This window comes from Variovorax sp. KK3, from assembly GCF_001984055.1.
Taxonomy (GTDB): Bacteria; Pseudomonadota; Gammaproteobacteria; order Burkholderiales; family Burkholderiaceae_C; genus Variovorax.
Genome location: NZ_LYVO01000033.1, coordinates 17,116 through 41,673, shown reverse-complemented (window position 1 = coordinate 41,673; position 24,558 = coordinate 17,116). Strand labels below are relative to the sequence as shown.

The window sequence follows — 24,558 nt, the reverse complement described above, 5'->3', positions numbered from 1 at the left end:
ATGAACATGCCGCGCGGCCATCGCACGGTCCAGACCGCCTCGCACTGGGGCGTCTACAACGTGGAGGTCGATCCGCGCGGCCAGATCGTCCGCACCACGCCCTTCCGCGCCGACCCGCACCCGCCGAGCTACATGGCCAGCCTGCCCGACACGGTGCAAAGCCCGCTGCGCATCGAGCAGCCTTACGTGCGCGCAGGCTACCTGCAGGGCGAGAAGACGAGGAAGCGCGGCGGCGAGCCCTTCGTGCCGGTGGGCTGGGACGAAGCGATCGACCTCGTCGCCGGCGCGCTGCAGCGCGTCAAGACGCAGTTCGGCAACGAGGCGATCTACGGCGGCTCCTACGGCTGGGCCAGTGCCGGACGTCTGCACCATTCGCCCAGCGTGCTGAAGCGCTTCCTGGGCCTGCACGGCGGCTACGTCGACAAGCGCGGCAACCACAGCTTCGGCGCAGCGCTGCACATCACGCCCTACATCCTGGGCCGCTCGGACATCACCGAGATGGTGGTGCCCTGGGCCGAGGTGGTGGCGTCCGCCGAACTGGTCGTGATGTTCGGTGGCGCGTCGCTGAAGAACACCCAGATCGACCCCGGCGGCGCGGTGGCGCACCAGAGCCCGGACTGGTTCCGGCGCGCCGCGGCGGCGGGCATCCGCTTCGTCAACATCGGCCCGTCGCGCCAGGACCTGCCCGCGGAGGTGAAGGCGGAATGGATCGCGCTGCGGCCGGGCACCGACGTCGCCCTCATGCTGGGCATGGCGCACACGCTGGAGACCGAAGGCTTGTGCGACCGCGGATTCCTTGCGACGCACTGCGAAGGCTACGAGCGCTTCCAGGCCTACCTCAAGGGCCGCGAGGACGGCCAACCGAAAGATGCGCGATGGGCCAGCCGCATCACCGAGGTGCCTGCCGATGTCATCGAGGGCCTCGCACGCACGATGGCCGCATCGCGCACGCTCGTCACCACGAGCTGGTCGATCCAGCGCGCGGACCATGGCGAACAGCCGGTGTGGATGACCATCACGCTCGCCGCGATGCTGGGCCAGATCGGCCTGCCGGGCCGCGGCTTCAGCCTGGGCTTCGGTGCCATCAGCGGCACCACGCAGCCGCACCATGACGACCTGCCGAGGCCGACCCTGCCGCTCGGCCCCAATCCCGTGAAGGCCTACGTGCCGGTCGGGCGCGTCGCCGACATGTTGCTGCACCCCGGCGAAAGCATCGAGTACGACGGCAAGACCATCACCTATCCCGACACGAAGCTTCTGTACTCGATCGGCGGCAACCCGTTTCACCACAACGGCAACCTCAACCGCTTCCTCGAGGCCTGGCAGCGGCTGGACACGGTCATCGTCCACGAGCCGTGGTGGAACCCGCCTGCGAGGCACGCCGACATCGTGCTGCCGGCCACCACCACGATGGAGCGCAACGACATCCTCGCGCAGGAGTACACGCCTTTCTGGATCGCGATGAAGCAGGTGATCGAGCCGGTCGGCCAGGCACGCAACGACTTCGACATCATGGCGAAGCTGGCCGCGCGCCTGGGCTTCGGCCACGCCTACACCGAGGGGCGGGACGAGATGGGGTGGCTGAAGCACATGTACGAAGGTGCGCGTGCACGGGCGCAGGCGCTCGGCTTCGAGCCGCCGCCGTTCCAGGATTTCTGGGACGCGGGCTCCTACGAATTTCCGCCGCCAGCCCGGTCCAAGGCGTTGCTGGGCGACTTCCGCGACGACCCTGCCGCGCATGCGCTGGCCACGCCGTCGGGCCGCATCGAGATCTACTCGAACACCATCGCAGGCTACGGTTACGCGGACTGCCCGCCGCACCCGTCATGGCTGGAGCCTGCCGAATGGCTGGGTTCGGCCGACGCCGCGCGATTTCCGCTGCACCTGATGTCGAACCAGCCGACTCCACGCCTCCACAGCCAGCACGACCACGCCCCGGCCAGCCGCCTGTGCAAGGTGGCCGGACGCGAGGCGCTCACGCTGCATCCCGACGAGGCGCGATCGCGCGGCCTCGCAGCGGGCGACGTGGCACGCGTCTTCAACGACCGCGGCGCGTTCCTGGCCGGCGTGGTGATCTCGGACCATTTGCGCCCCGGCGTCGCCCAGATCGCCACCGGTGCCTGGTACGACCCGGCCGAGGGCGGCGAGCCGGGCAGCCTCGAGAAGCACGGCAATCCCAACGTGGTCACGCTGGACCGCGGCACGTCCAGGCTCGCGCAGTCGACCATGGTGCAGACGGTGCTGGTGCAGGTCGAGAAATGCGATCTGCCGCCAGCGGTCACGGCCTTCGATCCACCGGCGTTCGCCGCACACGCCGGCTGACGCGCCACGCATGGGCATCCACCCCGAGGGGTGGTGCGTGGCGCAGCGCCCAGAAGTTGATACTCTCTTTCACGGCCCGGCTCTCATGGCTCGCGGACCTTCGGCCGCCGCGCCACCGGGCACGCCGACGACAAGGAGAGACGACATGAGCGACCACTTTGCCGATGACGAACTGGCCACCTTGCGCGAGCACGGCATCGTGCTCTTCGCAGGCCGCGTGATCTTCGACGCCCAGCCGCCGATGACGGTCGAGCAGATCTCCGCCGTGCAGGCCCTGTGCGCGGGCCCGATTCCGCCGGAGCTGACGGCGCTGTGGCAACGCACTGCGGGCGGCCGCATCGACTACGACCTGCACCTGCGCATGAACGGCAGCGAGGAGGCGGTCAGCTGGGGCGAACTGTTCTGGAACGGCAGCGATGGCTACCACGACCTGCAGGGCTGGATCGCGCACGAACAGGAAAGCGCCCGCGAAGCGGCCGCCTCGCGCGGAGAACCCTGGGACGGCCTGCTGACCGCCCTGCCCTTCGGCGGCTTCGAGTACAGCGACCGCATCTACACCGTGGTCGAGCCCGGCGCCGACCACGGCCACGTCCTGGCCTGGAAGCAGGGCCTGCCGGATGCCTGGGCCCATGCGATGCACGAAGACGGCCTGACCACCGTCGCGCACGACCTCCCCGCAGCCTTCGCCGCGCTGCGCCTCGACGAAGACCCGCTCGAGCCGGCCGGCGACTACTTCACCGGCCAGTCGCTGCTCGAGTTTCTGGACGAGCGGCACGAGGACCACGGTCTCTCGCTCGAACTGGTGGACAAGCTGGTGGCTTTCTACCGGCGTGCGGTGGTCGACTGGCGCAGCCCGCTGGCCGAGGGCACGCTGGACCGCGACGGCGCGCTCTCGCGCATCGCGCTGCGCCATGCGGTGGCGACCGACGATGCGGCGCTGATCCAGCGCCTGGCCGCCGCCGGCGTCGCGCTCGACGGCCCCCTGCAGGGCAGTGCGGTGGCCACCGACCTCGCCCTGTCCCATGGCGCCCACCACGCCGCCGCAGCGCTGGTGGGAGCCGGCGCACCGGTGTCGCCCGACGCGCTGGACGGCATCGACAGCGCCATCTCCCCCGTGCTGGCCACGCAGTTGCTCGAACGTGGCGCCGAGCCCAGCGTGGCCGCCATCGCCGAGTGTGTGGCCTGCGGCGCACCCGCCGCCGCGCGCGTGATCGCCGATGCCTACCGGCAACGCCACCACGACCTCTCCACGGCCTTCGAGAAGACGCGGCAGGACATGCTGGGCGATCTGGAACGCGCGCTGGCGGATGTGCGGACGGGGAAGGTCAGTCACTACCTCGGGGCCGAGGGGCTGGCCGAGCGGGTCGATCATTTGCAGAGCTTCGAGCTTTGATGCCAATCAGCACGCGAGTCACCGGTATGGCTTGACCTGGACGCTTCCGCAGTAATAACATTGTTACCACAGGAGTGAATCATGGAAGTCAGTATCAGACCGTTCGGTAACAGCAAGGGCATTGTTCTGCCCAAGCCCATCTTGGCGCAGGCAGGATTCGGCGACGCAGAAGTTGCCGATTTGACGGTAGAGGATGGCGCCATCGTCCTGCGAAAAGCGACTCGGCCGCCGCGTTCTGGGTGGGCCGAGGCCGCCGAGACCCTGGCTCGCAAGGGAGACGACGAGCTGGTCATGGGTGAGTTCGGCAACGAGGCAGATGCGGAGTTGTCTTGGTAAGACGCGGGGAAATCTGGCTCGTCAACCTGGACCCGACAGTCGGCAGTGAAATCAAGAAATCCCGCCCGTGCGTGGTGGTGTCGCCTTCGGAGTTGAACGACCATCTGCGCACGGTCATCGTGGCCCCGATGACTTCCAAAGGATTCCCGGCACCATTTCGAATTGCATTGACGCACAGTGGGACGAAGGGGTTGATACTCCTGGATCAGGTACGCACGGTCGACAAAGTTCGCCTGGCGAAAAAACTTGGCACAGTGTCAGCCAAGACGATGCTCTCGACGCTGGAGACGCTGCAGGAGATTTTTGCAGCCTGACCCGGATGAAGGCCTGGCCTCAATCCAAAGCGCTGTCACGCACCGTAAAGCCAAGGCTGATCCAGCAGCCGAGACCCCATCATTCGCATCGCCGCATCACGCCCCATTCGCATCAGTCCGGTGGCGTGGAAGATCTCGCCGTTGCGGCGCGCCTTGGCCTGCACCTGCGCATTGCGCTGCCAACGAGCGCGCGCATAAAGCGCGAGCCGCTGCGGCACGGCTTCCGCGTCGCAGCCGTCGAGCGCTTCGGCCAGCGCGACTGCGTCCTCGATCGCCATGCCCGCGCCCTGGGCCAGATAGGGGAGCATGGGATGCGCCGCGTCGCCGGCCAGGGCCACGCGTTCGCCGGCCATCTGCTCCGGGCCGCTGAGCGGTGGCCGGTCGCACAAGGTCCAGGCGCGCCAGGCGGGCATGGCTTCGAGCAATGCCTGCACGCTGGCATCGGTGTGGCCGGTCGCTGCCTGCAGGGTGGCCAGGCTGCTGGCCTGGTCCCAGTCGCGCGCGTCGCCTGTGGGCGCGGCCTCGGCCAGCACCACCACGTTGAGCGCCTCGCCGCGACGGACCGGGTACGCCACCGCGTGCAGACGGGGGCCCAGCCAGACGCTGACCTGGTTGCTGCGCAAGGCGGCCGGCAGCGAGGACTGCGTGATCAGCGCACGCCAGGCGGTGTGGCCGGTCTCGCGCGGCGGCTGGTCGTCGCCGACCACGCGGGCGCGCACGGCGCTCCACAAACCGTCGGCACCGATCAGTGCGTCGCCTTCCCAGGCGTGGGTCGCCGTGCTCGCGACGCACACGGCGCCGGCCCGTGCGACGGCATCGGTGATGCGTGCCCCGGTGTTCAGTGTGACGGCACCACTGCCGCGCACGGCCGCGAGAAGCAGCCCGTGCAGGTCGGCGCGGTGGGCGCAAAGGTAGGGCGCGCCGTAGCTGCGCAACATGGCATTGCCCAAGGGCAGCCGGGCGATCTCGCCGCCGTGGACCGCGCTGCGCACGACCAGCGCCTCGGGCTTGGCGGCGATGCGCATCAGCGGCTCCCAGACGCCGAGCGCCTGCAGCCGGCGTGCGACGTTGGGGCCCAGCTGGATGCCCGCGCCGACTTCGGCGAAGGCAAGCGCCTGTTCGAACAGGTCGACCCGATGGCGGCGGCGGGCCAGCGCGAGTGCGCTGGACAGGCCCGCGATGCCGCCACCTGCGACCAGGATGTGCGCGGCGGGCATGCCGCTCAAGGCTTGTGCGTGGCCGGCGTTTGTTGGCGCTTGTCGGTCGACGGCGCGGCGGGGGTCGCACAGCTGCCGCAGCTGTCGCAGGAGCCGCAGCCGGACGTCTTGGCCAGCGACTTGGCGAGTTGCTGCGCGCGCTGCGCATCGACCAGGCCCGCGCGCTGCGAGCCCGAAGCCAGCCGCGCGGCGGCCGAGCGGCGCCAGCCGGCGGGCATCCAGCGCCAGACCGCGTAGATCGCGGCCAGGGCGACGATCAAGCCGACGATGATCTGTTGAGTCATCTCATCCTCCTGTGAGTGCCAGGGTCACACGATAAGTCACCAGGCACGCAATGTAGGCGAGCGCGAACAAATACCCGGCCATGATCCACACGTAGCGCCACGAGCCGGTTTCGCGCTTCACCGCCGCCAGGGTCGAAATGCACTGCGGCGCGAAGACATACCAGACCAGCAGCGACAGCGCGGTAGCCAGCGACCAGCTGCCGGCGATCAGCGGCTCCAGCGCGCCGGCCACGTCGTCGCCGGTGGCCGACAGCGCATACACCGTGCCGAGTGCACCCACCGCCACCTCGCGTGCCGCCATGCCGGGCACCAGCGCGATCGAGATCTGCCAGTTGAAGCCGATGGGCGCGAAGATGTGCTCGAGCCAGCGGCCGATGGTGCCGGCCAGGCTGTACTGGATGGCCGGGCCGGTCGCGCCGTCGGGCGGCGAAGGGAAGGTCGACAGGAACCACAGCAGGATCGTCAGCGTCAGGATGATCGTGCCCACGCGCTGGATGAAGATCCACGCCCGCTCGTACAAGCCCAGCGCCAGGTTGCGCAGGTTGGGCCACCGGTAGGCCGGCAACTCCATCATCAACGGCGAGCGCTGTTTGGTGTCGCGGAAACGCTTCATGACCCAGGCCACGGCCATGGCCGAGACGATGCCGAAGACGTACAGCGCGAACAGCACCACGCCCTGCAGGTTGAATACGCCGCCCACGGTGGTCGCCGGGATGAACGCGGCGATCAGCAGCGCATACACGGGCAGACGGGCCGAGCAGGTCATCAGCGGCGCGATCATGATGGTGGTCAGGCGGTCGCGCCAGTTGCTGATGGTGCGCGTGGCCATCACGCCGGGAATGGCGCAGGCGAAACTCGACAGCAGCGGAATGAAGGAGCGGCCCGACAAGCCCACCGTGCCCATCACGCGGTCGAGCAGGAAGGCAGCGCGCGGCAGGTAGCCCGAATCTTCGAGCGCGAGGATGAAGAGGAACAGGATCAGGATCTGCGGCAGGAAGACGATGACGCCGCCGACGCCCGCGATGATGCCGTCGACCAGCAGGCTCTGCAGCATGCCCTCGGGCACCACTCGCTTGATCAGTTCGCCAATGGCAGCGGTGCCGTCCTTGATGGCATCCATGGGCAGCGCGGCCCAGCTGAACACCGCCTGGAACATCAGGAACAGCGTGACGGCCAGCACCAGCGTGCCCCACAGCGGATGCATGACGACGCGGTCGAGGCGATCGCTGAAGTCCAGGCTGCCGGCGGGCTCGCGCACCACGGCCGACAGGATGCGGCGCACCTCGCGCTGGGTGGCGAGCACGTCGTCGAGGTCGGGCGCTTGCCACTGCACGGTCTGCGCCACCGCCACCGGTGCATCGAGGGCAGCGAGCAGGTTCTGGGCACCGCCGGCATGCACGCCCACGGTTTCGATGACGGGCACGCCGAGTTCGCGCGACAGCAGCGGCACGTCGATCGCGATGCCCTGCTTCTTCGCCATGTCGGTCATGTTGAGCGCCACCACCATCGGCAGGCCCAGGCGCCGGGCTTCGAGCACCAGGCGCAGGTTGAGCCGCAGGTTGGTGGCGTCGGTCACGCACACCAGCAGGTCAGGCAGCGCCTCCTGGCTCTTGCCCGTGACGACGTCGCGCGTCACCGCCTCGTCGGCCGACAGCGCGTTCAGGCTGTAGGCGCCCGGCAGGTCGAGCACGAACACGCGACGGCCGGCGGGCGTGCGCAGCATGCCTTCCTTGCGCTCGACGGTTACGCCGGCGTAGTTGGCCACCTTCTGGCGGCTGCCCGTGAGCAGGTTGAACAGCGCGGTCTTGCCGCAATTGGGATTGCCCAGCAGGGCAATGCGCCCGGGCGGCGCCGAGGACACGGCGGCGCCGGGCTGGAAGCTGACGGTGGCCTCAGACATGCTTTGCAGCTCCCGGCATCACGCGCACCAGCGCGGCTTCGTGGCGCCGCAGCGCGAAAGTGGTGTGGCCCAGTCGAACGGCCAGGGGCTCGCGGCCGGGCACGCCGGTGGCGACGATGCGCACCACCTCGCCGGGCACGAAGCCGATTTCGGTGAGGCGCAGCACCAGGTCGCGTTCTTCGGCCTCTTCGGGCCTGGAGACATCCAGCACCGTGGCCCATTCGTGGCTGGGCAGTTGATCGAGGCTGATGGCGGCCGCCGTGGCCGCGCCGTTCGTTGTGGTCACCCGCAAATCCCGTTCGACAAAAATGAGAATTATTCTCGAAATCGGCGGCGCCGGGCGATTGGCGGCCGGAGTACCCCCGCGCGAGAGGCATGATCGGTGCATGAACGATCCACAAACTGATAAGGACGAGGACATCGGCGCGCCGGCGGAAGCCCGTGCAGCCGCCGAAGGAAAGCGTGCTCCCGCAGCCGCGCCGCTGGGCCGCTGGATGGCTGCGGGACTGCGCGCCTCACTGATGCTCGCGCCACGCATCGAAGGCTCGCCGCGCCCCTGGCAGCTGATGCTGCTGGTGGCCATTCCGAGCCTGCTCTTCATCGCACTCGCGCGCCTCCAGATCGACGGGCCGGCGCGTTTCCATCCGCTCCCCGCGCTCGAGAGCCTGTGGCCGGTCTGCCTGATGCTGTGGCTCGGCTGGTGGACGCTGACGCCGGGCTCGAATTCGGGGTCGGCGCCGGACGCACGGCGCAGCAGCCTGAGCCGCTGGTTCGCGCTCGGCACCTGGGCTGCCCTGCCCTGGACGCTTCTCATGATCGGCCTGTCGATCGCCTATTTCCGGGGCTGGCTGCCTGCCGCTCTGACCACGACGAGGGGCTTCTGGACGGTGTATGGCGCGCTGCTCGGCATCAGCGTGATGGCCGCCGTGTGGCTCATGGCCCGTTGCGCGCCGAACGCCAGCCGGCTCGCGATCTTCGTGCCGGGCCTGCTCGCGCTCAGCGCACTGGACATCTGGCAGTCGCTGCAGGTGCAGGACCGCTATTGGCAGGAGGAAGTCAGCGCTTCTTCGAAGGACGAGCGGCCCCGCATGTACCTGTCGCAGGAGCTGTTCGAGGCCCAGCAGGCCGTGTGGCAGCGCGCCGTCGACGGCATCGCCCCGCGCCGCGAGGGCCAGGCCAACGTCTATGGCCTGGTGTTCGCACCCTATGCATCCGAAGACGTCTTCCTGCGCGAAAGCCGCATGGTCACCGAGGTGCTCGAAGAGCGCTTCGACGCCAAGGGCCGCGTGCTGCGCCTGCTCAATCACGTGAGCACCGCGCAGGAACTGCCGTGGGCCACGCCGCTGAACCTGCAGCGCGCCATCGCGGCCATGGGCGAACGCATGAACCGCGACGAAGACCTGCTGGTGATCTACATGACCTCGCACGGCGCGCGCGACTTCAAGCTGGCGTCGTCGCACTGGCCGCTCACGGTGCAATGGCTGACGCCGCAGCAGTTGCGCGAGGCGCTCGACGCGGCTGGCATTCGCCACCGGGTGGTCGCGATCTCGGCCTGCTACTCGGGCGGATGGATCGAGCCCTTGGCCACCGACGACAGCCTGATCATGACGGCCGCCGATGCCGATCACACGTCCTACGGCTGCGGCCACCGCTCCGAGCTGACCTTCTTCGGCCGCGCGCTCTTCGACGAAGAACTGCGAAAGCGCCATTCCTTCGAAGCCGCCTTCGCCGCCGCGGTGCCGGTCATCAAGCAGCGCGAGATCGACGCCGGCAAGGAAGACGGCTTCTCGAACCCGCAGATCAGCTGGGCGACGGCATCCGGCCGGTACTCGAGAAGCTGACGCAGCGCCTCGACAACAACTAGAGCCTCGTCCTACGGCCACCTCCCGCGCACACGAGGCGGGGAACACCGCGGAACCGGCTTTGCCGGGCCGCTGGTGTTGCCCCCGGTGAGGGGGTTGGCGGACCACACGAAGTGGGGGAGCCTGGGGGAGATCTAAGCAGCCAGCAGTTGCCGCAGCACGAACGGAAGAATCCCACCGTGCTTGTAGTAGTCGACCTCGATCGGCGTATCGATGCGCAGGCGCACCGTCACCTCCTGATGAGACCCATCGGCGCGGTGCACGACCAGCTTCACGTCCATCTGCGGCTTGAGTTCGCCGCCGATCACCACGTCGATCTTCTCGTCGCCGGTGAGGCAGAGCGTTTCCCACGAATCGGCGCCGCGGAACTGCAGCGGCAGCACGCCCATGCCGACCAGGTTGGCGCGGTGGATGCGCTCGAAGCTGCGCGCCACCACGGCCTTGATGCCCAGCAGCTGCGTGCCCTTGGCGGCCCAGTCGCGCGACGAGCCGGTGCCGTATTCCTCGCCGCCGAAGATGACGGTGGGCACGTCCTGCTCGATGTACTTCATCGCCGCGTCGTAGATGGCCATCTTCTCGTTGCCGGGCTGGAACAGCGTGAGCCCGCCCTCCTCGCGCGAGCCGTCGGCGCCGGGCGGGATCATGAGATTCTTGATGCGCACGTTGGCGAAGGTGCCGCGCATCATCACGTCGTGGTTGCCGCGGCGCGAACCGTAGCTGTTGAAGTCGGCCTTCGACACGCCGTTCGCCTTGAGCCAGATGCCGGCCGGTGAGCTTTCCTTGATCGAGCCGGCCGGCGAGATGTGGTCGGTGGTGATCGAGTCGCCGAAGAGCGCCATGATGCGCCCGTTGCGGAAGCCCGCGTCCGCAGCGTGCGGCTCCATCTTGAAGCCGTCGAAGAAGGGCGGCTCGGCAATGTAGGTCGAGGCCGGCCAGTCGTACACCTGGCCGGTCGTGCCCTTGATGCTGCTCCACAGCTTGCCGGGGTTGTCCTGGATCTGCTCGTAGTTCTTGCGGAAGGCCTTCGCGTTCATCGCATAGCGCAGGTTCTGGTCGATCTCCTTCACGCTCGGCCAGATGTCGCCCAGGTACACGTCCTGCCCCTTCTTGCCCTTGCCCACGGGCTGGGTCATGAGGTCGACCATCACGTTGCCCGCGATCGCGTAGGCCACTACCAGCGGCGGCGAGGCCAGGAAGTTGGCCTTGATGTTGGGATGAATGCGGGCCTCGAAGTTGCGGTTGCCCGACAGCACCGCCGCACCCACCAGGTTGTTCTTGGTGATGACGTCGTTGATCTCCGGCGCCAGGTCGCCCGCGTTGCCGATGCAGGTGGTGCAGCCGTAGCCGGCCAGGTAGAAGCCCAGCTTCTCGAGGTACGGCAGCAGGCCGGCCTTTTCGAGGTATTCGGTCACGATGCGCGAGCCGGGCGCCAGCGAGGTCTTCACGTGCGGCTTGACGGTGAGCCCCGCCTCCACCGCCTTCTTGGCCAGCAAGCCGGCCGCCAGCAGCACGCTGGGGTTGGACGTGTTGGTGCACGAGGTGATGGCGGCGATCAGCACGTCGCCGTTGCCGATGCTCACTTCGCCTTCGTTGGCACGCGTGCCCTCCGGCGACGCCGCCATGGCGATCGGGTAGCGCGTCTTGAGCTGTTCGGCCGGCTGGTTGAAGCCGTTGGCCTCGATCGGCTTGCTGTAGAGCTCGGTGAAGCGGGTGGCCAGGTGGCCGAGGTCGATGCGGTCCTGCGGCCGCTTGGGGCCGGCCAGGCTGGGCGTGACGGTGCCGAGGTCGAGCTTCACCACCTTGGTGTAATTGAGCTGGCCGGGCGCCGGCATGCCGAACAGGCCCTGCGCCTTGTAGTAGGCCTCGAAGCGCTCGATTTCCTTGTCGGTGCGGCCCGTGCCCTTGAAGTACTCGACGGTGGCTTCGTCCACCGGAAAGAAGCCCATCGTCGCGCCGTACTCGGGCGCCATGTTGCCGATGGTCGCGCGGTCGGGCACGGGAATGGAGGCCGCACCGGGCCCGAAGAACTCGACGAACTTGCCCACCACCTTTTCGCTGCGCAGGATGTTGGTGACGTACAGCACGAGGTCGGTGGCGGTGACGCCCTCGCGCAGCTTGCCGCCGAGCTCGAAGCCCACCACGTCGGGCGTGAGGAAGTAGACCGGCTGGCCCAGCATCGCGGCCTCGGCCTCGATGCCGCCCACGCCCCAGCCGACGACGCCGATGCCGTTGATCATGGTCGTGTGGCTGTCGGTGCCGACCAGGGAGTCGGGGTAGTAGACCGGCGTGTCCGCCTTGTCGGCGGCACTCTTGTAGACGCCGCGCCCGAGGTATTCGAGGTTGACCTGGTGCACGATGCCGAAGCCGGGCGGCACCACGCCGAAGGTGTCGAAGGCCTGCATGCCCCACTTCATGAACTGGTAGCGCTCGTTGTTGCGCTGGAACTCGAGCTTCATGTTGAGGTCGAGCGCCTTCGGCGTGCCGAAGTGGTCGACCATCACCGAGTGGTCCACCACCAGGTCGACCGGCACCAGCGGCTCGATCGTCTTGGGCGACTTGCCCAGCTTCTGCGCCACGCTGCGCATCGCGGCCAGGTCGGCCAGGAGCGGCACGCCGGTGAAGTCCTGCAGCACCACGCGCGTCACCACGAACGGAATCTCTTCGGTGCGGTCGGCGTTGGGTGCCCAGTTGGCGAGCTGCTCCACGTGCTCGGGCGTGACCTTCTGGCCATCGCAGTTGCGCATCACCGACTCGAGCACGATGCGGATCGACACCGGCAGCTTCTCGACGTTGGGGTACTGCTTCGCGAGTTCCTTGAGTGACCAGTACTTGCCGGCTTTGCCCGATGCCGTCTTGAAGGTCTTGAGCGCGGGGGCAAAAGCGTGTGCCGGTTCTTGGGCCATGAGGAACTCCTTGGGGGATCGTGGAAGCGCCTCGAAGATAGCAGGGTTCGATGACGGGGTGATCGCTCGGGAAGCCATCCCCCAACGGCGCCTCCGGGCTCTGCGCCGCGTCGCCCACGCTCTCAGGCGGCGTAGATTCCCGTGCGGCCCGGCCGAGTGTGACGCAGGCCCAGCCACTGCATTTCGGCCAGCAGTGCCACGGTCACGGCCTGGGCCAGCACCCAGGCCCAACCGAAGACGCTGAACGCGCCACCGCTCACGGCGAGCAGCACGATGCATCCGACGGCCCAACCCAGGTTGCCCGCGGCGATCAGGCCGATGAGCCGGCGCGGCGGCTGGGCCCGCAGGGCCATCCATGCGGCTGCCGTCGCATAGGCGACGAGGAAGACGCCCGTGGCCAGCAGCAGCGGCGCCGGCAGGCCCGTCAACCGGGCCAGCGGAGCCGTGAACGCCAGCTGCAGCAAACCCGTGGCGGCACAGGACAAGGCATCGGCCCCCATCACGCGGGGAAGGAATCGGGGGGAAGCGAAGACGGACATTTCGAGGCTCCTGGGTGATCGCTGCAGGCCCTTCCTGCTGCGTTGTGCCCCGATGATTCCGGCCACGGCGCCGACGGTCGATGACCTGCCAGGTCATCGGCAACATGCGCCGCTTCACTAGGATGGCGCCATGACCTCGCAACCGACGCCGCCCACCGCCGCCGATTCCTTCGGCGCCCACCTGCGCCACTGGCGCCAGCACCGCCGCCTGAGCCAGCTCGACCTGGCGCACGAGGCGCAGGTGTCCACCCGGCATTTGAGCTACGTGGAGACGGGCCGTGCCGAACCCAGCCGCGAGATGGTGCTGCGCCTGGCCGAGCGGCTGGACGTGCCGCTGCGCGAGCGCAACACGCTGCTGGTGGCGGCCGGCTATGCGCCGATGTACCGGCAGCGCTCGCTGGACGACCCGGCGCTGGCCCCCGCGCGCCAGGCGGTAGACCTGGTGCTCAAGGGGCACGAGCCCTTCCCGGCATTGGCGGTCGACCGGCACTGGAACCTGGTCGCCCACAACGCCCTCGTGCCGCTGCTGATGGAGGGTGCATCCATCGAACTGATCACGCCGCCCGTCAACGTGCTGCGGCTCAGCCTGCATCCGGACGGCCTGGCGCCGCGCATCGCCAACCTGCCGCAATGGCGCGCGCACTTGCTGGAGCGCCTGCAGCAGCAGATCGCCGCCACGGGCGATGCGACGCTGGCCTCGCTGCACGACGAGTTGGCAGCCTATCCGACGCCGAGCGTCAGCCACGACACACCGGCCATGCACCATGAACTGGCCGGCGTGGCGGTGCCCTTCCAGTACGCATCGCCGCAAGGCGTGCTGAGCTTCATCAGCACCACCACCATCTTCGGCACGCCGGTCGACGTGACGCTGCAGGAACTGGCGGTCGAGTCCTTTTTCCCCGCCGACGCGCATACGGCGGCGGTGCTTGCCGCGATGGCGGCGCAGGCATCAGGCTGACGGCGGGTCGGCCACGGACCACATGCAGACGCGATCATTCGCGTCGGCGCGCGCGTGCAACGGGTCTTAGCGTGAACGCATCCCTTTCAACTCAACGGAGATGCCCATGCCCACCAACGACCAACACGCCAAGCTCTGGGACCTGATCAAGGACACCCGCTACGGCATGCTGACCCACCGCCATGGCGACGGGCAACTGCACAGCCATCCGCTCACCACCCAGAGCAAGGACCTGAACGAAGGCGCGACCCTGTACTTCTTCGTGCCGAAGGACGGCGACGTCGCCCGGCACGTCGCGTCCGACCCGGTGGTCAACGTCGCGTACGCCAATACCGATGCCGACAGCTACGTGTCGGTCGCCGGGCGCGCCGCGCTGGTGGAAGACCAGGCGCTCAAGGAACGCCTCTTCACCACCATGGCCAAGGCCTGGTTCCCCAAGGGCGTGACCGACCCCAACCTGGGCTTGCTCGGCGTGCAGATCGTCGAGGCCGAGTACTGGGATGTGACCGACAGCAAGATGGTGCAGTTGCTCAAGATGGCCGCGTCGGCCGTCACCGGCAACCCGCCCAAGCAGTTGGCGGAGCACGAGAAGCTGCGCGTCAGCTGATTCTGGCTCGGTCCAGCTGGGTTCCGGCCCGGTTCGGGCAGCGGGCAGCGCCAAAAACAAAGCCCGCCTGAGGCGGGCTTCGTCATGCGCGGTGAGGCTCAGGCCGTGACCGTGTTCGCGACCTCGGTGAACTCTTCGATCTTGTCGAAGTTGAGGTACTGATAGATCTGGTCGCTGGCGGCCTCGAGCACGCCCACACTGGCCATGTACTCTTCCTTCGTCGGAATGCGGCCCAGGCGCGAGCAGATGGCGGCCAGCTCGGCGCTGCCCAGGTACACGTTGGTGTTCTTGCCCAGCCGGTTCGGGAAGTTGCGCGTGCTGGTCGACATGACCGTCGCGCCTTCGCGCACCTGCGCCTGGTTGCCCATGCACAGCGAGCAGCCCGGCATCTCGGTACGCGCGCCGGCGTTGCCGAACACGCCGTAGTGGCCTTCTTCGGTGAGCTGGTGCGCGTCCATCTTGGTGGGCGGCGCGATCCACAGCTTGACCGGGATGTCGCGCTTGCCTTCGAGCAGCTTCGACGCCGCACGGAAGTGGCCGATGTTGGTCATGCAGGAGCCGATGAACACTTCGTCGATCTGCGCGCCGGCCACGTCCGACAGCGTCTTCACGTCGTCCGGGTCGTTCGGGCAGGCCACGATGGGCTCGTGGATCTCGGCCAGGTCGATGTCGATCACCGCCGCATAGTCGGCGTCGGCGTCGCCTTCCAGCAGTTGCGGGTTCTTGAGCCAGGCTTCCTGCGCGGCGATGCGGCGTTGCAGCGTGCGCGCGTCGGCGTAGCCCTCGGCGATCATCCACTTCATCAGCGTGATGTTGCTGTTGATGTACTCGGCGATCGGCTCCTTGTTCAGGTGCACCGTGCAGCCGGCGGCGGAGCGCTCGGCCGAGGCGTCGCTGAGTTCGAAGGCTTGTTCGACCTTGAGCTCGGGCAGGCCCTCGATCTCGAGGATGCGGCCGGAGAAGATGTTCTTCTTGCCCTTTTTCTCGACCGTCAGCAGCCCTTGCTTGATCGCGTAGAGCGGAATCGCGTTGACCAGGTCGCGCAGGGTCACGCCGGGCTGCATCTTGCCCTTGAAGCGCACCAGCACCGATTCGGGCATGTCCAACGGCATCACGCCGGTGGCGGCCGCGAAGGCCACCAGGCCCGAGCCGGCCGGGAAGCTGATGCCGATCGGGAAACGGGTGTGGCTGTCGCCGCCGGTGCCCACGGTGTCGGGCGTCAGCAGGCGGTTGAGCCAGCTGTGGATCACGCCGTCGCCAGGGCGCAGCGACACGCCGCCGCGGGTGGAGATGAAGTCCGGCAGCTCGTGGTGCATCTTCACGTCGACCTTCTTCGGGTAGGCCGCCGTGTGGCAGAAGGACTGCATCACCAGGTCGGCGCTGAAGCCCAGGCAGGCCAGGTCCTTCAGTTCGTCGCGCGTCATTGGACCGGTGGTGTCCTGGCTGCCGACGGAGGTCATCTTGGGCTCGCAGTAGGTGCCGGGGCGCACGCCCTGGCCTTCCGGCAGGCCGCAGGCGCGGCCGACCATCTTCTGGGCCAGCGAGAAGCCCTTCTTGGTGTCGACCGGGCTGACCGGCAGGCGGAACAGCGTCGACGCCGGCAGGCCCAGCGCCTCACGCGCCTTGGCCGTCAGGCCGCGGCCGATGATCAGCGGAATGCGGCCGCCGGCACGCACTTCGTCGAACAGCACGTCGCTCTTGACCTTGAATTCGGCGATGACCTTGCCGTCCTTGAGCGCCTGGCCGTCGTAGGGGCGCAGCTCGATCACGTCGCCCGTTTCCATCTGGTTGACGTCCAGCTCGATGGGCAGCGCGCCGGCGTCTTCCATGGTGTTGTAGAAGATCGGCGCGATCTTGCTGCCCAGGCACACGCCGCCGAAGCGCTTGTTGGGGATGTAGGGGATGTCCTGGCCCGTGAACCAGAGCACCGAGTTGGTGGCGCTCTTGCGCGACGAGCCGGTACCGACCACGTCACCGACGTAGGCGATCTGGTGGCCCTTGTCCTTGAGCGATTCGATGAACTTGATCGGGCCGCGCTTGCCGTCTTCTTCGGGCGTGAAAGCCGTGCCTTCGCGCTTGTTCTTGAGCATCGCCAGCGCGTGCATCGGAATGTCGGGGCGCGTGGTGGCGTCGGGCGCCGGGGACAGGTCGTCGGTGTTGGTTTCACCAGGCACCTTGAAGACCGTCACGGTCAGGCTCTGCGGCACTTCAGGCCGGCTGGTGAACCATTCGGCATCGGCCCAGCTTTGCAGCACGGCCTTGGCGTTGGCGTTGCCCTTGTCGGCCTTGTCCTTGACGTCGTGGAACTGGTCGAACATGAGCAGGGTTTTCTTCAAACCCTCGGCCGCGACGGCGCCGACCTCGGCGTCGTCGAGCAGGTCGATCAGCGGGCTGATGTTGTAGCCGCCCAGCATGGTGCCGAGCAGCTCGGTGGCATGGGCGCGCGAGAGGAGCAGGCTCTTCTCGGTGCCGTGGGCCACCGCCGCCAGGTAGCTCGCCTTGACCTTGGCCGCATCGTCCACGCCGGCCGGCACGCGGTTCGTGAGCAGGTTCAGCAGGAACTCGCCGTTCTCGCCAGTCGCGGTCTTCATCAGGTCGATGACTTCGCTGGTCTGCTTGGCCGACAGGGGCAGTGGCGGGATGCCGAGCGCGGCGCGCTCGGCGACATGGTCAACGTAGGCTTGCAACATTTTTCTCTCCGGATCGGAACCGTGGCGGCCTAGCAAAAGGCGGGCCGCCTGCGCCTTTGGCTTACTTCTTGTCGCCGTCGGCGCCTTCGAACAGGCTCTTGGGCGGGTTCTTCTTCATGTCCTCGGCCATCATGGCCTGCTCGGTCGCCTGGCATTCGTCGGCCAGGCGCAGGCCCTGCTTCTGGCTCATCAGCATCGACTTGTTGCCCAGCTGCAGCCACATGGCTTCGGCCTTGGGGTCTTCGAGGCGGATCGCGCCGGTGCGGCTGTTGACCGGGTGCATGAAGTACTTGGTCGTGCCGTGCGTCAGCACGAAGAAGCCTTCCTTCTTCTGGCTGTTCTCGATCGCGACGCTGGCGCCCAGTTCGCACTTGATCGTGCCGGTCAGCACGCGCTTGGACACGGCCAGGTCTTCGGGCGTGAGCACCACGTCCGATTCTTCGCTGATCGGCTTGGCTTCCTCGATCTTCTTGATGACGCGCTTGGGCACCACCTTCTGCGTGGTCTTCTTGGCCGCGTCCTTGGCGCGCTCCTTGAGCGGCGGCTTGGCCGCGTCGGCGGCACCCTGGGCCACGGCCGAGAGCGGCAGTGCGAGGGCGACGGCGAAAGCGATGGCGATTTTCTTCATGGGTCTTTCCTTTGGAGGAGTTCGGTTTCAGGAGGACACCGGCGCAAACCAGGCCTGCGCTTCGGGCGGCAATGCGCGCCCGGTGGCGTGTGCCCGCGAAAGTACCTGCCAGAAATGACGGTAGCTTGCGCGGTCGTGCAATGTGCCATCAAAACTGACCGGGGCCCAATTGGCCGCGACCGCGGACACGAGGATTTTTGTTGCGGTTTGAATCTGCCGCTCGTCGGGCGCGAAGGCCTCCAGAATGGGGCGGATCTGGTTCGGATGGATGCTCCACATGCGCGTGTAGCCGAATTCGTTGGCCGCCTTCGCTGCTGCGCCGCGCATCGCCTCGACGTCGTTGAACTCGGTCACCACGCAATGCGACGGCACCTTGCCGTGCGCGTGCGCGGCCGATGAGATGTCGAGCTTGGCGCGCACCACCAGCGGATGCGTGAACTGGCCCGCGGCGCCCATGCCGTCGGCGGGGATCGCGCCGCCGTGGGCCGACACGAAGTCCATCAGGCCGAAGCTCAGGGACTGCACGCGCGGATGGGCGGCGATCTCGAAGGCCTGGTGAACGGCGAAGGGCGACTCGATCAGCACGTGGATCGGCAAGGCTTCGGCGCCGACGGCGTTGAGCGCCTCGACGGCCTCGTGCACGTCGCGGGCCGACTCGACCTTGGGCACCATCAGGTGGCTCAGGCGGTGCCCGGCACGGCCGGCGATTGTCATCACGTCGCCGGCGAAGGCCGCATGGTCGACCGGGTGGACGCGCACGCCGACGCGCATGCCGGGGGCGGCCGCCAGGGCCAGTTCGGTCACCAGCGCCGCATGGTCGGCCTCGCCACCGACCGGGGCGCCGTCCTCGCAGTCGAGCGTGACGTCGAACACGCAGGCGCCGAATTCCTGGGCCATCTCGGCCTGCAGCGCGAGGCTCTTGCGCATGCGCGCCTCGACGCCGCTGTAGTGGTCGCAGACCGGCAGCACCACGGCGCCGGCCTGGGCGCCGAGCAGCACGTCCTGGGGATGCACGGATTCGCTCATGTCGATTCGTTCAAGGTTTGCGCTGCGCGACGATGAACATGCGCGGAAAGGCCAGCAGCCGCTTGCCGTCGCTGCGCGCCGGATAGGCGCCGTCGACGCGCCGCTCGTACTCGGCCAGGAAGCTCGCCTGCAGATCGGCCGGCAGGCGGTCGACGAAAGGCTTGAGCCCCGTGCCGCGCACCCATTCGACGATGGCGGCAGCCGAGGCCATGGGGTGCTGGTAGGCCGTGCGCCAGACGTCGACCTGCGCCGCGTCGGCGGCCAGCAGGTCGTAGTAGCCGGCCAGCGGCAGCAGTTCGGTGCGCAGCTTGTCGGCGTCGCCGATGGCCGCGGCCCACGGGGCCTCGGCCGCCACTTCGCGCATCACCCGATGCGTAGGCTCTGCGCGGTTGTCGGGCATCTGGATGGCGAGCACGCCACCAGGGGCCAGCGCGGCGAACAGGCGCGGGATCAGCGTCTCGTGATCGGGCACCCATTGCAGCGAGGCGTTGGCATAGATCAGCGAAGGCGCCTGCGCAGGCTGCCAGGCCGCGATGTCGCTGAGTTCGAAACGGGCCTGCGGCAGCCGCTCGCGCGCGCTGACCAGCATGGCCTCGGAGTTGTCGGTGCCGGTGACTTCGGCGCCGGGAAAACGGCGCACCAGCAGTTCGGTGGAATTGCCGGGACCGCAGCCGAGGTCGACCACATGGGCGGCCTCGGTCAGCGGAACCCGCGCCAGCAGCTCCTGTGCAGGGCGCGTGCGCTCGTCTTCGTAGCGACGGTAGAGCGCGGGGTTCCAGTCGAGCATGCCGGGGACGCGGATGGCTTACAGGAGGTGGGCGACGCCGGCCTGCTCGTCCTGAAGTTCCTTCAGCGTCTTGTTGATGCGCTCTTGGCTGAACGCGTCGATTTCCAGGCCTTCGACCAGCTTGTACTCGCCGTTCTCGGTGGTGACGGGGAAGCCGAAGATCACGTCCTTCGGAATGCCGTACTGGCCGTCGGACGGAATGCCCATGGTGACCCACTTGCCATTGGAGCCCAGCGCCCAGTCGCGAATGTGGTCGATGGCGGCGTTGGCGGCCGAAGCGGCGGACGACAGGCCGCGCGCCTCGATGATGGCGGCGCCGCGCTTGCCCACGGTGGGCAGGAAGGTGTCGGCATTCCAGACCTGGTCGTTGATCAGGTCCTTGACGCCCTTGCCGCCGACGGTGGCGAAGCGGTAGTCGGCGTACATCGTGGGCGAGTGGTTGCCCCAGACGGTGAGCTTCTCGATGTCGCCCACGGCGGTGCCGGTCTTGGCGGCGATCTGGCTGGCGGCGCGGTTGTGGTCCAGGCGCAGCATGGCGGTGAAGTTCTTGCGCGGCAGGCTGGGCGCGCTCTTCATGGCGATGTAGGCGTTGGTGTTGGCGGGGTTGCCGACCACCAGCACCTTGACGTTGCGGCTGGCGACCTGGTCGAGCGCCTTGCCCTGGGCGGTGAAGATCTGGGCGTTGGCGGCCAGCAGGTCGGCGCGCTCCATGCCGGGGCCGCGGGGGCGGGCACCCACGAGCAGCGCGTAGTCGGCGTCCTTGAAGGCCACCAGCGGATCGCCGGTTGGCACCACGCCGGCCAGCAGCGGGAAGGCGCAGTCTTCGAGCTCCATGATCACGCCCTTGAGCGCCTTCTGGGCCTTCTCGTCCGGAATCTCGAGCAGTTGCAGGATGACCGGCTGGTCCTTGCCGAGCATCTCGCCGGAGGCGATACGGAACAGCAGGGCGTAACCGATTTGACCGGCGGCGCCGGTGACGGCAACGCGAACGGGCTTTTTGCTCATGGGAAAACTCCAGGAAAGGTGAATACGGGTGCGCGGTCGCGGATTCGGCCGCGGAGGTCGGGGGCCGGGCGGTATCCGTGTCGATCTCGCCCGGTCGCAAAGGCCGGCCCGGATTTTATGCCGATTTGCGCATTCGATGGCGCCGGTCTTGTGTCTTATATAAGATGTCGCCCCGGAAGCACTCTCGCAGCGCGGCCGACCTTGCCATGACCACCTCCTCCACCGCCCTCCCCGAGTCGGCGACGCCCTCGTTCAGCCCGCTCTACCAGCAGATCAAGTCCTTGATCCTGCAGAGCCTGCACGCCGGCGAGTGGAAGCCCGGCGAGCCGATCCCGAGCGAGATCGACCTGGCCGCCCGCTTTCGCGTGAGCCAGGGCACCGTGCGCAAGGCGATCGACGAACTGTCCGCCGAGAACCTGGTGGTACGGCGCCAGGGCAAGGGCACCTTCGTCGCGACGCATGCCGAGCAGCACGTGCAATACCGCTTCCTGAAACTCGTGCCCGACAGCGGCGACGTCGACAGCGAGGGCCCGGCCGAGCGCGAGATCGTCGACTGCAAGCGGCTGCGCGCCACCGCCGACATCGCCCGCCTGCTGGCGCTGCGCACCGGCGACGCCGTGTTGCAGGTGCGGCGCGTGTTGGCCTACGGCGGCGTGCCCACCATCCTCGAAGACCTCTGGCTGCCCGGGGCGCCGTTCAAGGGCCTGACGGCCGAGCGCCTGCGCGAATGGCACGGGCCGATGTACGCGATGTTCGAAACCGAGTTCGGCGTGCGCATGGTGCGGGCCGAGGAGAAGATCCGCGCCGTGCTGCCCGACGCAGCGCAGGCCGGGCTGCTGCAGGTGAGCACCGCCACGCCGCTCCTGAGCGTGGAGCGCCTGGCCCACACCTACCACGACACGCCGATGGAACTGCGCCGCGGGCTCTACCGCACCGACGCGCACCACTATCGCAACGAGCTGGGCTGACAAAGGTGTGATGAAGGTGCATTTCCGCAGCGTCGCCCGAGGGCGAGCATCCGACCACGGCAGTGCGATGACATGCACGCGTCAGCGCCGCGATGGTGCGTTGCAATAGAATTTTGCGTTGTTTGCATTTCTGCCAAAGAACAAGCCGCCAACCGAATAATTCCGAAAGTCCTCATGACAGAGCTGGCCACACCTCCCCGATCTCAGCGGCGCCAATTCCGCAACATCAACGCTTTCACCGACCTGACAACCTACCGGCTGCCGCCCGCCGGCCTGGTGTCGATCCTGCACCGCGTGAGCGGCGTGCTGATGTTCCTGCTGCTGCCCTTCGTGATCTGGATGTTCGATACGTCCGTGTCTTCCGAATACTCCTACGCCCGCTTCAAGGCCGCCTTCAACAGCGGCCTTGGTTTCGTTCCGGGCTGGTTTCTCAAGCTGGTGGCACTGGCGCTGATCTGGGCCTACCTGCACCACTTCATCGCCGGCCTGCGCCATCTGTGGATGGACGTCAGCCACGCCGCGGTGAGCAAGGAGTTCGGTCACAGCTCGGCCATCGCCACGCTGGCCGTCAGCATCCTGCTGACCCTCGCCCTCGGCGCGAAGTTGTTCGGCCTGTACTGAGGAGCACGAGATGTCTGTGAACTACGGCTCCAAGCGCGTCGTCGTCGGCGCGCACTACGGTCTGCGCGACTGGCTCAGCCAGCGCATCACCGGCGCGCTGATGGCGCTCTTCACCATCATCCTGCTGGCGCAGGTGCTCTTCACGCGCGGCCCCATCGGCTACGACGCCTGGGCCGGCATCTTCGCGTCGCAGTGGATGAAGGTGCTGACCTTCGCGACGATCGCTTCGCTGCTCTATCACGTCTGGGTGGGCATGCGTGACGTCTGGATGGACTACGTCCAGCCCGTCGGCATTCGCCTGGTTTTGCAGGTTTTCACCATCGTCTGGCTTGTCGGTTGCGCGGGTTGGGCCATCCAAGTGCTCTGGAGAGTTTGATAGCCATGTCCGCCTACACCAAAGAACAGATCACCAAGCGCAAGTTCGACGTCGTCATCGTCGGCGCCGGCGGCTCCGGCATGCGCGCTTCGCTTCAGCTCGCTCGGGCCGGCCTCAACGTGGCCGTGCTCTCCAAGGTCTTCCCGACCCGCTCGCACACCGTGGCGGCCCAGGGCGGCGTCGGCGCCTCGCTCGGCAACATGAGCGAAGACAACTGGCACTACCACTTCTACGACACGATCAAGGGCTCCGACTGGCTCGGCGACCAGGACGCGATCGAGTTCATGTGCCGCGAAGCACCGAAGGTCGTGTACGAACTCGAACACTTCGGCATGCCCTTCGACCGCAACCCGGACGGCACCATCTACCAGCGCCCCTTCGGCGGCCACACGGCCAACTACGGCGAGAAGCCCGTGCAGCGCGCCTGCGCCGCGGCCGACCGCACCGGCCACGCGATGCTGCACACGCTCTATCAGAAGAACGTGGAGGCCCGTACGCAGTTCTTCGTCGAGTGGATGGCACTCGACCTGATCCGCGACGACGTCGGCGACGTGGTCGGCGTCACGGCGCTCGAGATGGAAACCGGCGACCTGCACATCCTGCAGGCCAAGACCGTGCTGCTGGCCACCGGCGGGGCGGGCCGCATCTTCGGTGCATCGACCAACGCCTTCATCAACACCGGCGACGGCCTCGGCATGGCCGCGCGCTCGGGCATCCCGCTGCAGGACATGGAGTTCTGGCAGTTCCACCCGACCGGCGTGGCCGGCGCCGGCGTGCTGCTGACCGAAGGCTGCCGCGGCGAAGGCGCGATCTTGATCAACAGCAACGGCGAGCGCTTCATGGAACGCTACGCCCCGACGTTGAAAGACCTGGCGCCGCGCGACTTCGTTTCGCGCTCGATGGACCAGGAAATCAAGGAAGGCCGCGGCTGCGGCCCGAACAAGGACTACGTGCTGCTCAAGATGGACCATCTGGGCGCCGAGACCATCCACAAGCGTCTGCCCTCGGTGTACGAGATCGGCGTCAACTTCGCCAACGTCGACATCACCAAGGAGCCGATCCCGGTGGTGCCGACCATCCACTACCAGATGGGCGGCATCCCGACCAACATCCACGGCCAGGTCGTCATCCAGAAGGGCGACGACAACAGCTCGGTGGTCAACGGTCTCTATGCCGTGGGCGAATGCTCGTGCGTGAGCGTGCACGGCGCCAACCGCCTGGGCACCAACTCGCTGCTCGACCTGCTGGTGTTCGGCCGCGCAGCCGGCAACCACATCGTCGAGTTCAACGACAAGAACCGTGAGCACAAGCCGCTGCCGGCCGATGCCGCCGACCGCACCCTGGCACGCCTGAACCAGCTCGAGGCATCGACCTCTGGCGAGTATGCGCAGGACGTGGCCAACGACATCCGTGCCGTCATGCAGAAGCACGCCGCCGTGTTCCGCACGCAGGCATCGATGGACGAAGGGGTCCAGAAGATCGCCGAGGTGCGCGGGCGCGTCGCCGGCGTGACGCTCAAGGACAAGTCGCGCGTCTTCAACACCGCGCGCATCGAGGCGCTCGAAGTCGACAACCTGATCGAGGTGGCGCAGGCCACCATGGTGTCGGCCGCCGCTCGCCGCGAATGCCGCGGCGCACACACGGTGGAAGACTACGAACGCCCGGCCGACGACCCGGTCGCGCCGCTGGGCCGCGACGACGCGAACTGGATGAAGCACACCCTCTGGTACAGCGCGGACAACCGCCTGTCGTACAAGCCCGTCAAGCTCAAGCCGCTGACGGTCGACTCCGTGCCTCCCAAGGTCCGCACCTTCTAAGAACA

At 67.7% G+C, this 24,558-nt stretch carries 22 protein-coding genes; 11 read left to right on the top strand and 11 right to left on the bottom strand.

The genetic code is table 11. The features are described 5' to 3' along the window. From B0W80_RS17285 to B0W80_RS17270, 4 genes are all read left to right on the top strand, one after another. Complete coding sequence (locus tag B0W80_RS17285; RefSeq protein WP_256856605.1) at positions 1 to 2,322, top strand: molybdopterin-dependent oxidoreductase; 2,322 nt, start codon at positions 1 to 3, stop codon at positions 2,320 to 2,322. Between the two features lie 145 nt (positions 2,323 to 2,467). Continuing rightward, positions 2,468 to 3,715: an SMI1/KNR4 family protein gene (locus B0W80_RS17280; protein ID WP_077000404.1), complete on the top strand. Its 1,248-nt coding sequence runs from the start codon at positions 2,468 to 2,470 to the stop codon at positions 3,713 to 3,715. Between the two features lie 81 nt (positions 3,716 to 3,796). After that, entirely contained in the window at positions 3,797 to 4,051 is a 255-nt protein-coding gene (locus tag B0W80_RS17275; RefSeq protein ID WP_077000403.1) for an antitoxin, read from the top strand. Next, complete coding sequence (locus tag B0W80_RS17270; protein WP_077000402.1) at positions 4,045 to 4,365, top strand: type II toxin-antitoxin system PemK/MazF family toxin; 321 nt, start codon at positions 4,045 to 4,047, stop codon at positions 4,363 to 4,365. The genes B0W80_RS17275 and B0W80_RS17270 overlap by 7 nt, the downstream gene beginning before the upstream one ends. A 35-nt stretch (positions 4,366 to 4,400) precedes the next feature. Here the strand turns inward: B0W80_RS17270 and B0W80_RS17265 are convergent, their stop codons facing one another. From B0W80_RS17265 to B0W80_RS17250, 4 genes are read right to left on the bottom strand one after another with little or no spacing between them, the layout of a single operon-like run. Next, the gene (locus B0W80_RS17265; protein WP_077000401.1) at positions 4,401 to 5,582 is read right to left on the bottom strand and encodes an FAD-dependent monooxygenase; all 1,182 of its coding nucleotides are present in this window, start codon (positions 5,580 to 5,582) and stop codon (positions 4,401 to 4,403) included. A gap of 5 nt (positions 5,583 to 5,587) precedes the next feature. Then, positions 5,588 to 5,866 (bottom strand): DUF6587 family protein, encoded by a 279-nt coding sequence (locus tag B0W80_RS17260; protein WP_077000400.1) that lies wholly within the window; start codon positions 5,864 to 5,866, stop codon positions 5,588 to 5,590. A 1-nt stretch (position 5,867) separates the two neighbouring features. Then, positions 5,868 to 7,766, bottom strand: a complete 1,899-nt coding sequence (locus B0W80_RS17255; RefSeq protein WP_077000399.1) for a ferrous iron transporter B — start codon at positions 7,764 to 7,766, stop codon at positions 5,868 to 5,870. Continuing rightward, positions 7,759 to 8,052: a FeoA family protein gene (locus B0W80_RS17250; RefSeq protein ID WP_256856604.1), complete on the bottom strand. Its 294-nt coding sequence runs from the start codon at positions 8,050 to 8,052 to the stop codon at positions 7,759 to 7,761. The genes B0W80_RS17255 and B0W80_RS17250 overlap by 8 nt, the downstream gene beginning before the upstream one ends. Positions 8,053 to 8,152: 100 nt before the next feature. Between B0W80_RS17250 and B0W80_RS17245 the strand changes: the two genes are divergently transcribed. Further along, positions 8,153 to 9,607 carry a C13 family peptidase gene (locus tag B0W80_RS17245; protein ID WP_179106953.1) on the top strand — a complete coding sequence of 485 codons (1,455 nt, stop codon included), beginning with the start codon at positions 8,153 to 8,155 and terminating at the stop codon, positions 9,605 to 9,607. Between the two features lie 155 nt (positions 9,608 to 9,762). Here the strand turns inward: B0W80_RS17245 and acnA are convergent, their stop codons facing one another. Both acnA and B0W80_RS17235 read right to left on the bottom strand, forming a co-directional pair. Beyond that, positions 9,763 to 12,531, bottom strand: a complete 2,769-nt coding sequence (gene acnA / locus B0W80_RS17240) for an aconitate hydratase AcnA (RefSeq protein ID WP_077000397.1) — start codon at positions 12,529 to 12,531, stop codon at positions 9,763 to 9,765. Positions 12,532 to 12,653: 122 nt separating this feature from the next. Then, on the bottom strand, positions 12,654 to 13,070 hold the full coding sequence (locus tag B0W80_RS17235; RefSeq protein WP_077000396.1) for a hypothetical protein: 417 nt from the start codon (positions 13,068 to 13,070) through the stop codon (positions 12,654 to 12,656). Positions 13,071 to 13,200: 130 nt separating this feature from the next. Between B0W80_RS17235 and B0W80_RS17230 the strand changes: the two genes are divergently transcribed. Both B0W80_RS17230 and B0W80_RS17225 read left to right on the top strand, forming a co-directional pair. Beyond that, entirely contained in the window at positions 13,201 to 14,028 is an 828-nt protein-coding gene (locus B0W80_RS17230; RefSeq protein WP_077000395.1) for a helix-turn-helix domain-containing protein, read from the top strand. Positions 14,029 to 14,134: 106 nt separating this feature from the next. After that, positions 14,135 to 14,635 (top strand): pyridoxamine 5'-phosphate oxidase family protein, encoded by a 501-nt coding sequence (locus tag B0W80_RS17225; RefSeq protein WP_077000394.1) that lies wholly within the window; start codon positions 14,135 to 14,137, stop codon positions 14,633 to 14,635. A gap of 98 nt (positions 14,636 to 14,733) precedes the next feature. On the opposite strand, the gene B0W80_RS17220 is transcribed toward B0W80_RS17225, so the two are convergent. The 5 genes from B0W80_RS17220 to B0W80_RS17200 form a co-directional block, all read right to left on the bottom strand. Continuing rightward, a complete protein-coding gene (locus tag B0W80_RS17220; RefSeq protein ID WP_077000393.1) occupies positions 14,734 to 17,325 on the bottom strand; it encodes a bifunctional aconitate hydratase 2/2-methylisocitrate dehydratase in 2,592 nt (863 codons plus the stop codon). Between the two features lie 61 nt (positions 17,326 to 17,386). Then, positions 17,387 to 17,953 (bottom strand): hypothetical protein, encoded by a 567-nt coding sequence (locus tag B0W80_RS17215; protein WP_077000392.1) that lies wholly within the window; start codon positions 17,951 to 17,953, stop codon positions 17,387 to 17,389. 27 nt (positions 17,954 to 17,980) lie between these two features. After that, entirely contained in the window at positions 17,981 to 18,979 is a 999-nt protein-coding gene (locus tag B0W80_RS17210; RefSeq protein ID WP_077000391.1) for a CoA ester lyase, read from the bottom strand. Between the two features lie 10 nt (positions 18,980 to 18,989). Then, the gene (gene tam / locus B0W80_RS17205) at positions 18,990 to 19,766 is read right to left on the bottom strand and encodes a trans-aconitate 2-methyltransferase (RefSeq protein WP_077000390.1); all 777 of its coding nucleotides are present in this window, start codon (positions 19,764 to 19,766) and stop codon (positions 18,990 to 18,992) included. Positions 19,767 to 19,784: 18 nt separating this feature from the next. Then, positions 19,785 to 20,771, bottom strand: a complete 987-nt coding sequence (locus B0W80_RS17200; protein ID WP_077000389.1) for a malate dehydrogenase — start codon at positions 20,769 to 20,771, stop codon at positions 19,785 to 19,787. A 206-nt stretch (positions 20,772 to 20,977) separates the two neighbouring features. Between B0W80_RS17200 and B0W80_RS17195 the strand changes: the two genes are divergently transcribed. The 4 genes from B0W80_RS17195 to sdhA all read left to right on the top strand — a co-directional run bounded on the left by B0W80_RS17195 (position 20,978) and on the right by sdhA (position 24,553). Continuing rightward, positions 20,978 to 21,739, top strand: coding sequence for a GntR family transcriptional regulator (locus tag B0W80_RS17195; RefSeq protein ID WP_143684668.1), 762 nt, complete (start codon positions 20,978 to 20,980; stop codon positions 21,737 to 21,739). 174 nt (positions 21,740 to 21,913) lie between these two features. Further along, positions 21,914 to 22,360 (top strand): succinate dehydrogenase, cytochrome b556 subunit, encoded by a 447-nt coding sequence (gene sdhC, locus B0W80_RS17190; RefSeq protein ID WP_077000387.1) that lies wholly within the window; start codon positions 21,914 to 21,916, stop codon positions 22,358 to 22,360. A 10-nt stretch (positions 22,361 to 22,370) separates the two neighbouring features. Then, positions 22,371 to 22,736 carry a succinate dehydrogenase, hydrophobic membrane anchor protein gene (gene sdhD, locus B0W80_RS17185; RefSeq protein WP_077000386.1) on the top strand — a complete coding sequence of 122 codons (366 nt, stop codon included), beginning with the start codon at positions 22,371 to 22,373 and terminating at the stop codon, positions 22,734 to 22,736. Between the two features lie 5 nt (positions 22,737 to 22,741). Beyond that, positions 22,742 to 24,553, top strand: a complete 1,812-nt coding sequence (sdhA, locus tag B0W80_RS17180; RefSeq protein ID WP_077000385.1) for a succinate dehydrogenase flavoprotein subunit — start codon at positions 22,742 to 22,744, stop codon at positions 24,551 to 24,553. Positions 24,554 to 24,558: the final 5 nt, after the last annotated feature.

What these genes read in the sequence shown, in the direction of transcription:
- B0W80_RS17215 (WP_077000392.1), bottom strand. Translation starts at nt 17,953, where the DNA reads ATGAAGAAAATCGCCATCGCTTTCGCCGTCGCCCTCGCACTGCCGCTC.
- acnA (WP_077000397.1), bottom strand. Translation starts at nt 12,531, where the DNA reads ATGGCCCAAGAACCGGCACACGCTTTTGCCCCCGCGCTCAAGACCTTC.
- B0W80_RS17235 (WP_077000396.1), bottom strand. Translation starts at nt 13,070, where the DNA reads ATGTCCGTCTTCGCTTCCCCCCGATTCCTTCCCCGCGTGATGGGGGCC.
- B0W80_RS17195 (WP_143684668.1), top strand. Translation starts at nt 20,978, where the DNA reads ATGACCACCTCCTCCACCGCCCTCCCCGAGTCGGCGACGCCCTCGTTC.
- B0W80_RS17275 (WP_077000403.1), top strand. Translation starts at nt 3,797, where the DNA reads ATGGAAGTCAGTATCAGACCGTTCGGTAACAGCAAGGGCATTGTTCTG.
- sdhA (WP_077000385.1), top strand. Translation starts at nt 22,742, where the DNA reads ATGTCCGCCTACACCAAAGAACAGATCACCAAGCGCAAGTTCGACGTC.
- B0W80_RS17260 (WP_077000400.1), bottom strand. Translation starts at nt 5,866, where the DNA reads ATGACTCAACAGATCATCGTCGGCTTGATCGTCGCCCTGGCCGCGATC.
- B0W80_RS17285 (WP_256856605.1), top strand. Translation starts at nt 1, where the DNA reads ATGAACATGCCGCGCGGCCATCGCACGGTCCAGACCGCCTCGCACTGG.
- sdhD (WP_077000386.1), top strand. Translation starts at nt 22,371, where the DNA reads ATGTCTGTGAACTACGGCTCCAAGCGCGTCGTCGTCGGCGCGCACTAC.
- B0W80_RS17200 (WP_077000389.1), bottom strand. Translation starts at nt 20,771, where the DNA reads ATGAGCAAAAAGCCCGTTCGCGTTGCCGTCACCGGCGCCGCCGGTCAA.
- B0W80_RS17265 (WP_077000401.1), bottom strand. Translation starts at nt 5,582, where the DNA reads ATGCCCGCCGCGCACATCCTGGTCGCAGGTGGCGGCATCGCGGGCCTG.
- B0W80_RS17210 (WP_077000391.1), bottom strand. Translation starts at nt 18,979, where the DNA reads ATGAGCGAATCCGTGCATCCCCAGGACGTGCTGCTCGGCGCCCAGGCC.
- B0W80_RS17225 (WP_077000394.1), top strand. Translation starts at nt 14,135, where the DNA reads ATGCCCACCAACGACCAACACGCCAAGCTCTGGGACCTGATCAAGGAC.
- tam (WP_077000390.1), bottom strand. Translation starts at nt 19,766, where the DNA reads ATGCTCGACTGGAACCCCGCGCTCTACCGTCGCTACGAAGACGAGCGC.
- B0W80_RS17245 (WP_179106953.1), top strand. Translation starts at nt 8,153, where the DNA reads ATGAACGATCCACAAACTGATAAGGACGAGGACATCGGCGCGCCGGCG.
- B0W80_RS17230 (WP_077000395.1), top strand. Translation starts at nt 13,201, where the DNA reads ATGACCTCGCAACCGACGCCGCCCACCGCCGCCGATTCCTTCGGCGCC.
- sdhC (WP_077000387.1), top strand. Translation starts at nt 21,914, where the DNA reads ATGACAGAGCTGGCCACACCTCCCCGATCTCAGCGGCGCCAATTCCGC.
- B0W80_RS17280 (WP_077000404.1), top strand. Translation starts at nt 2,468, where the DNA reads ATGAGCGACCACTTTGCCGATGACGAACTGGCCACCTTGCGCGAGCAC.
- B0W80_RS17220 (WP_077000393.1), bottom strand. Translation starts at nt 17,325, where the DNA reads ATGTTGCAAGCCTACGTTGACCATGTCGCCGAGCGCGCCGCGCTCGGC.
- B0W80_RS17255 (WP_077000399.1), bottom strand. Translation starts at nt 7,766, where the DNA reads ATGTCTGAGGCCACCGTCAGCTTCCAGCCCGGCGCCGCCGTGTCCTCG.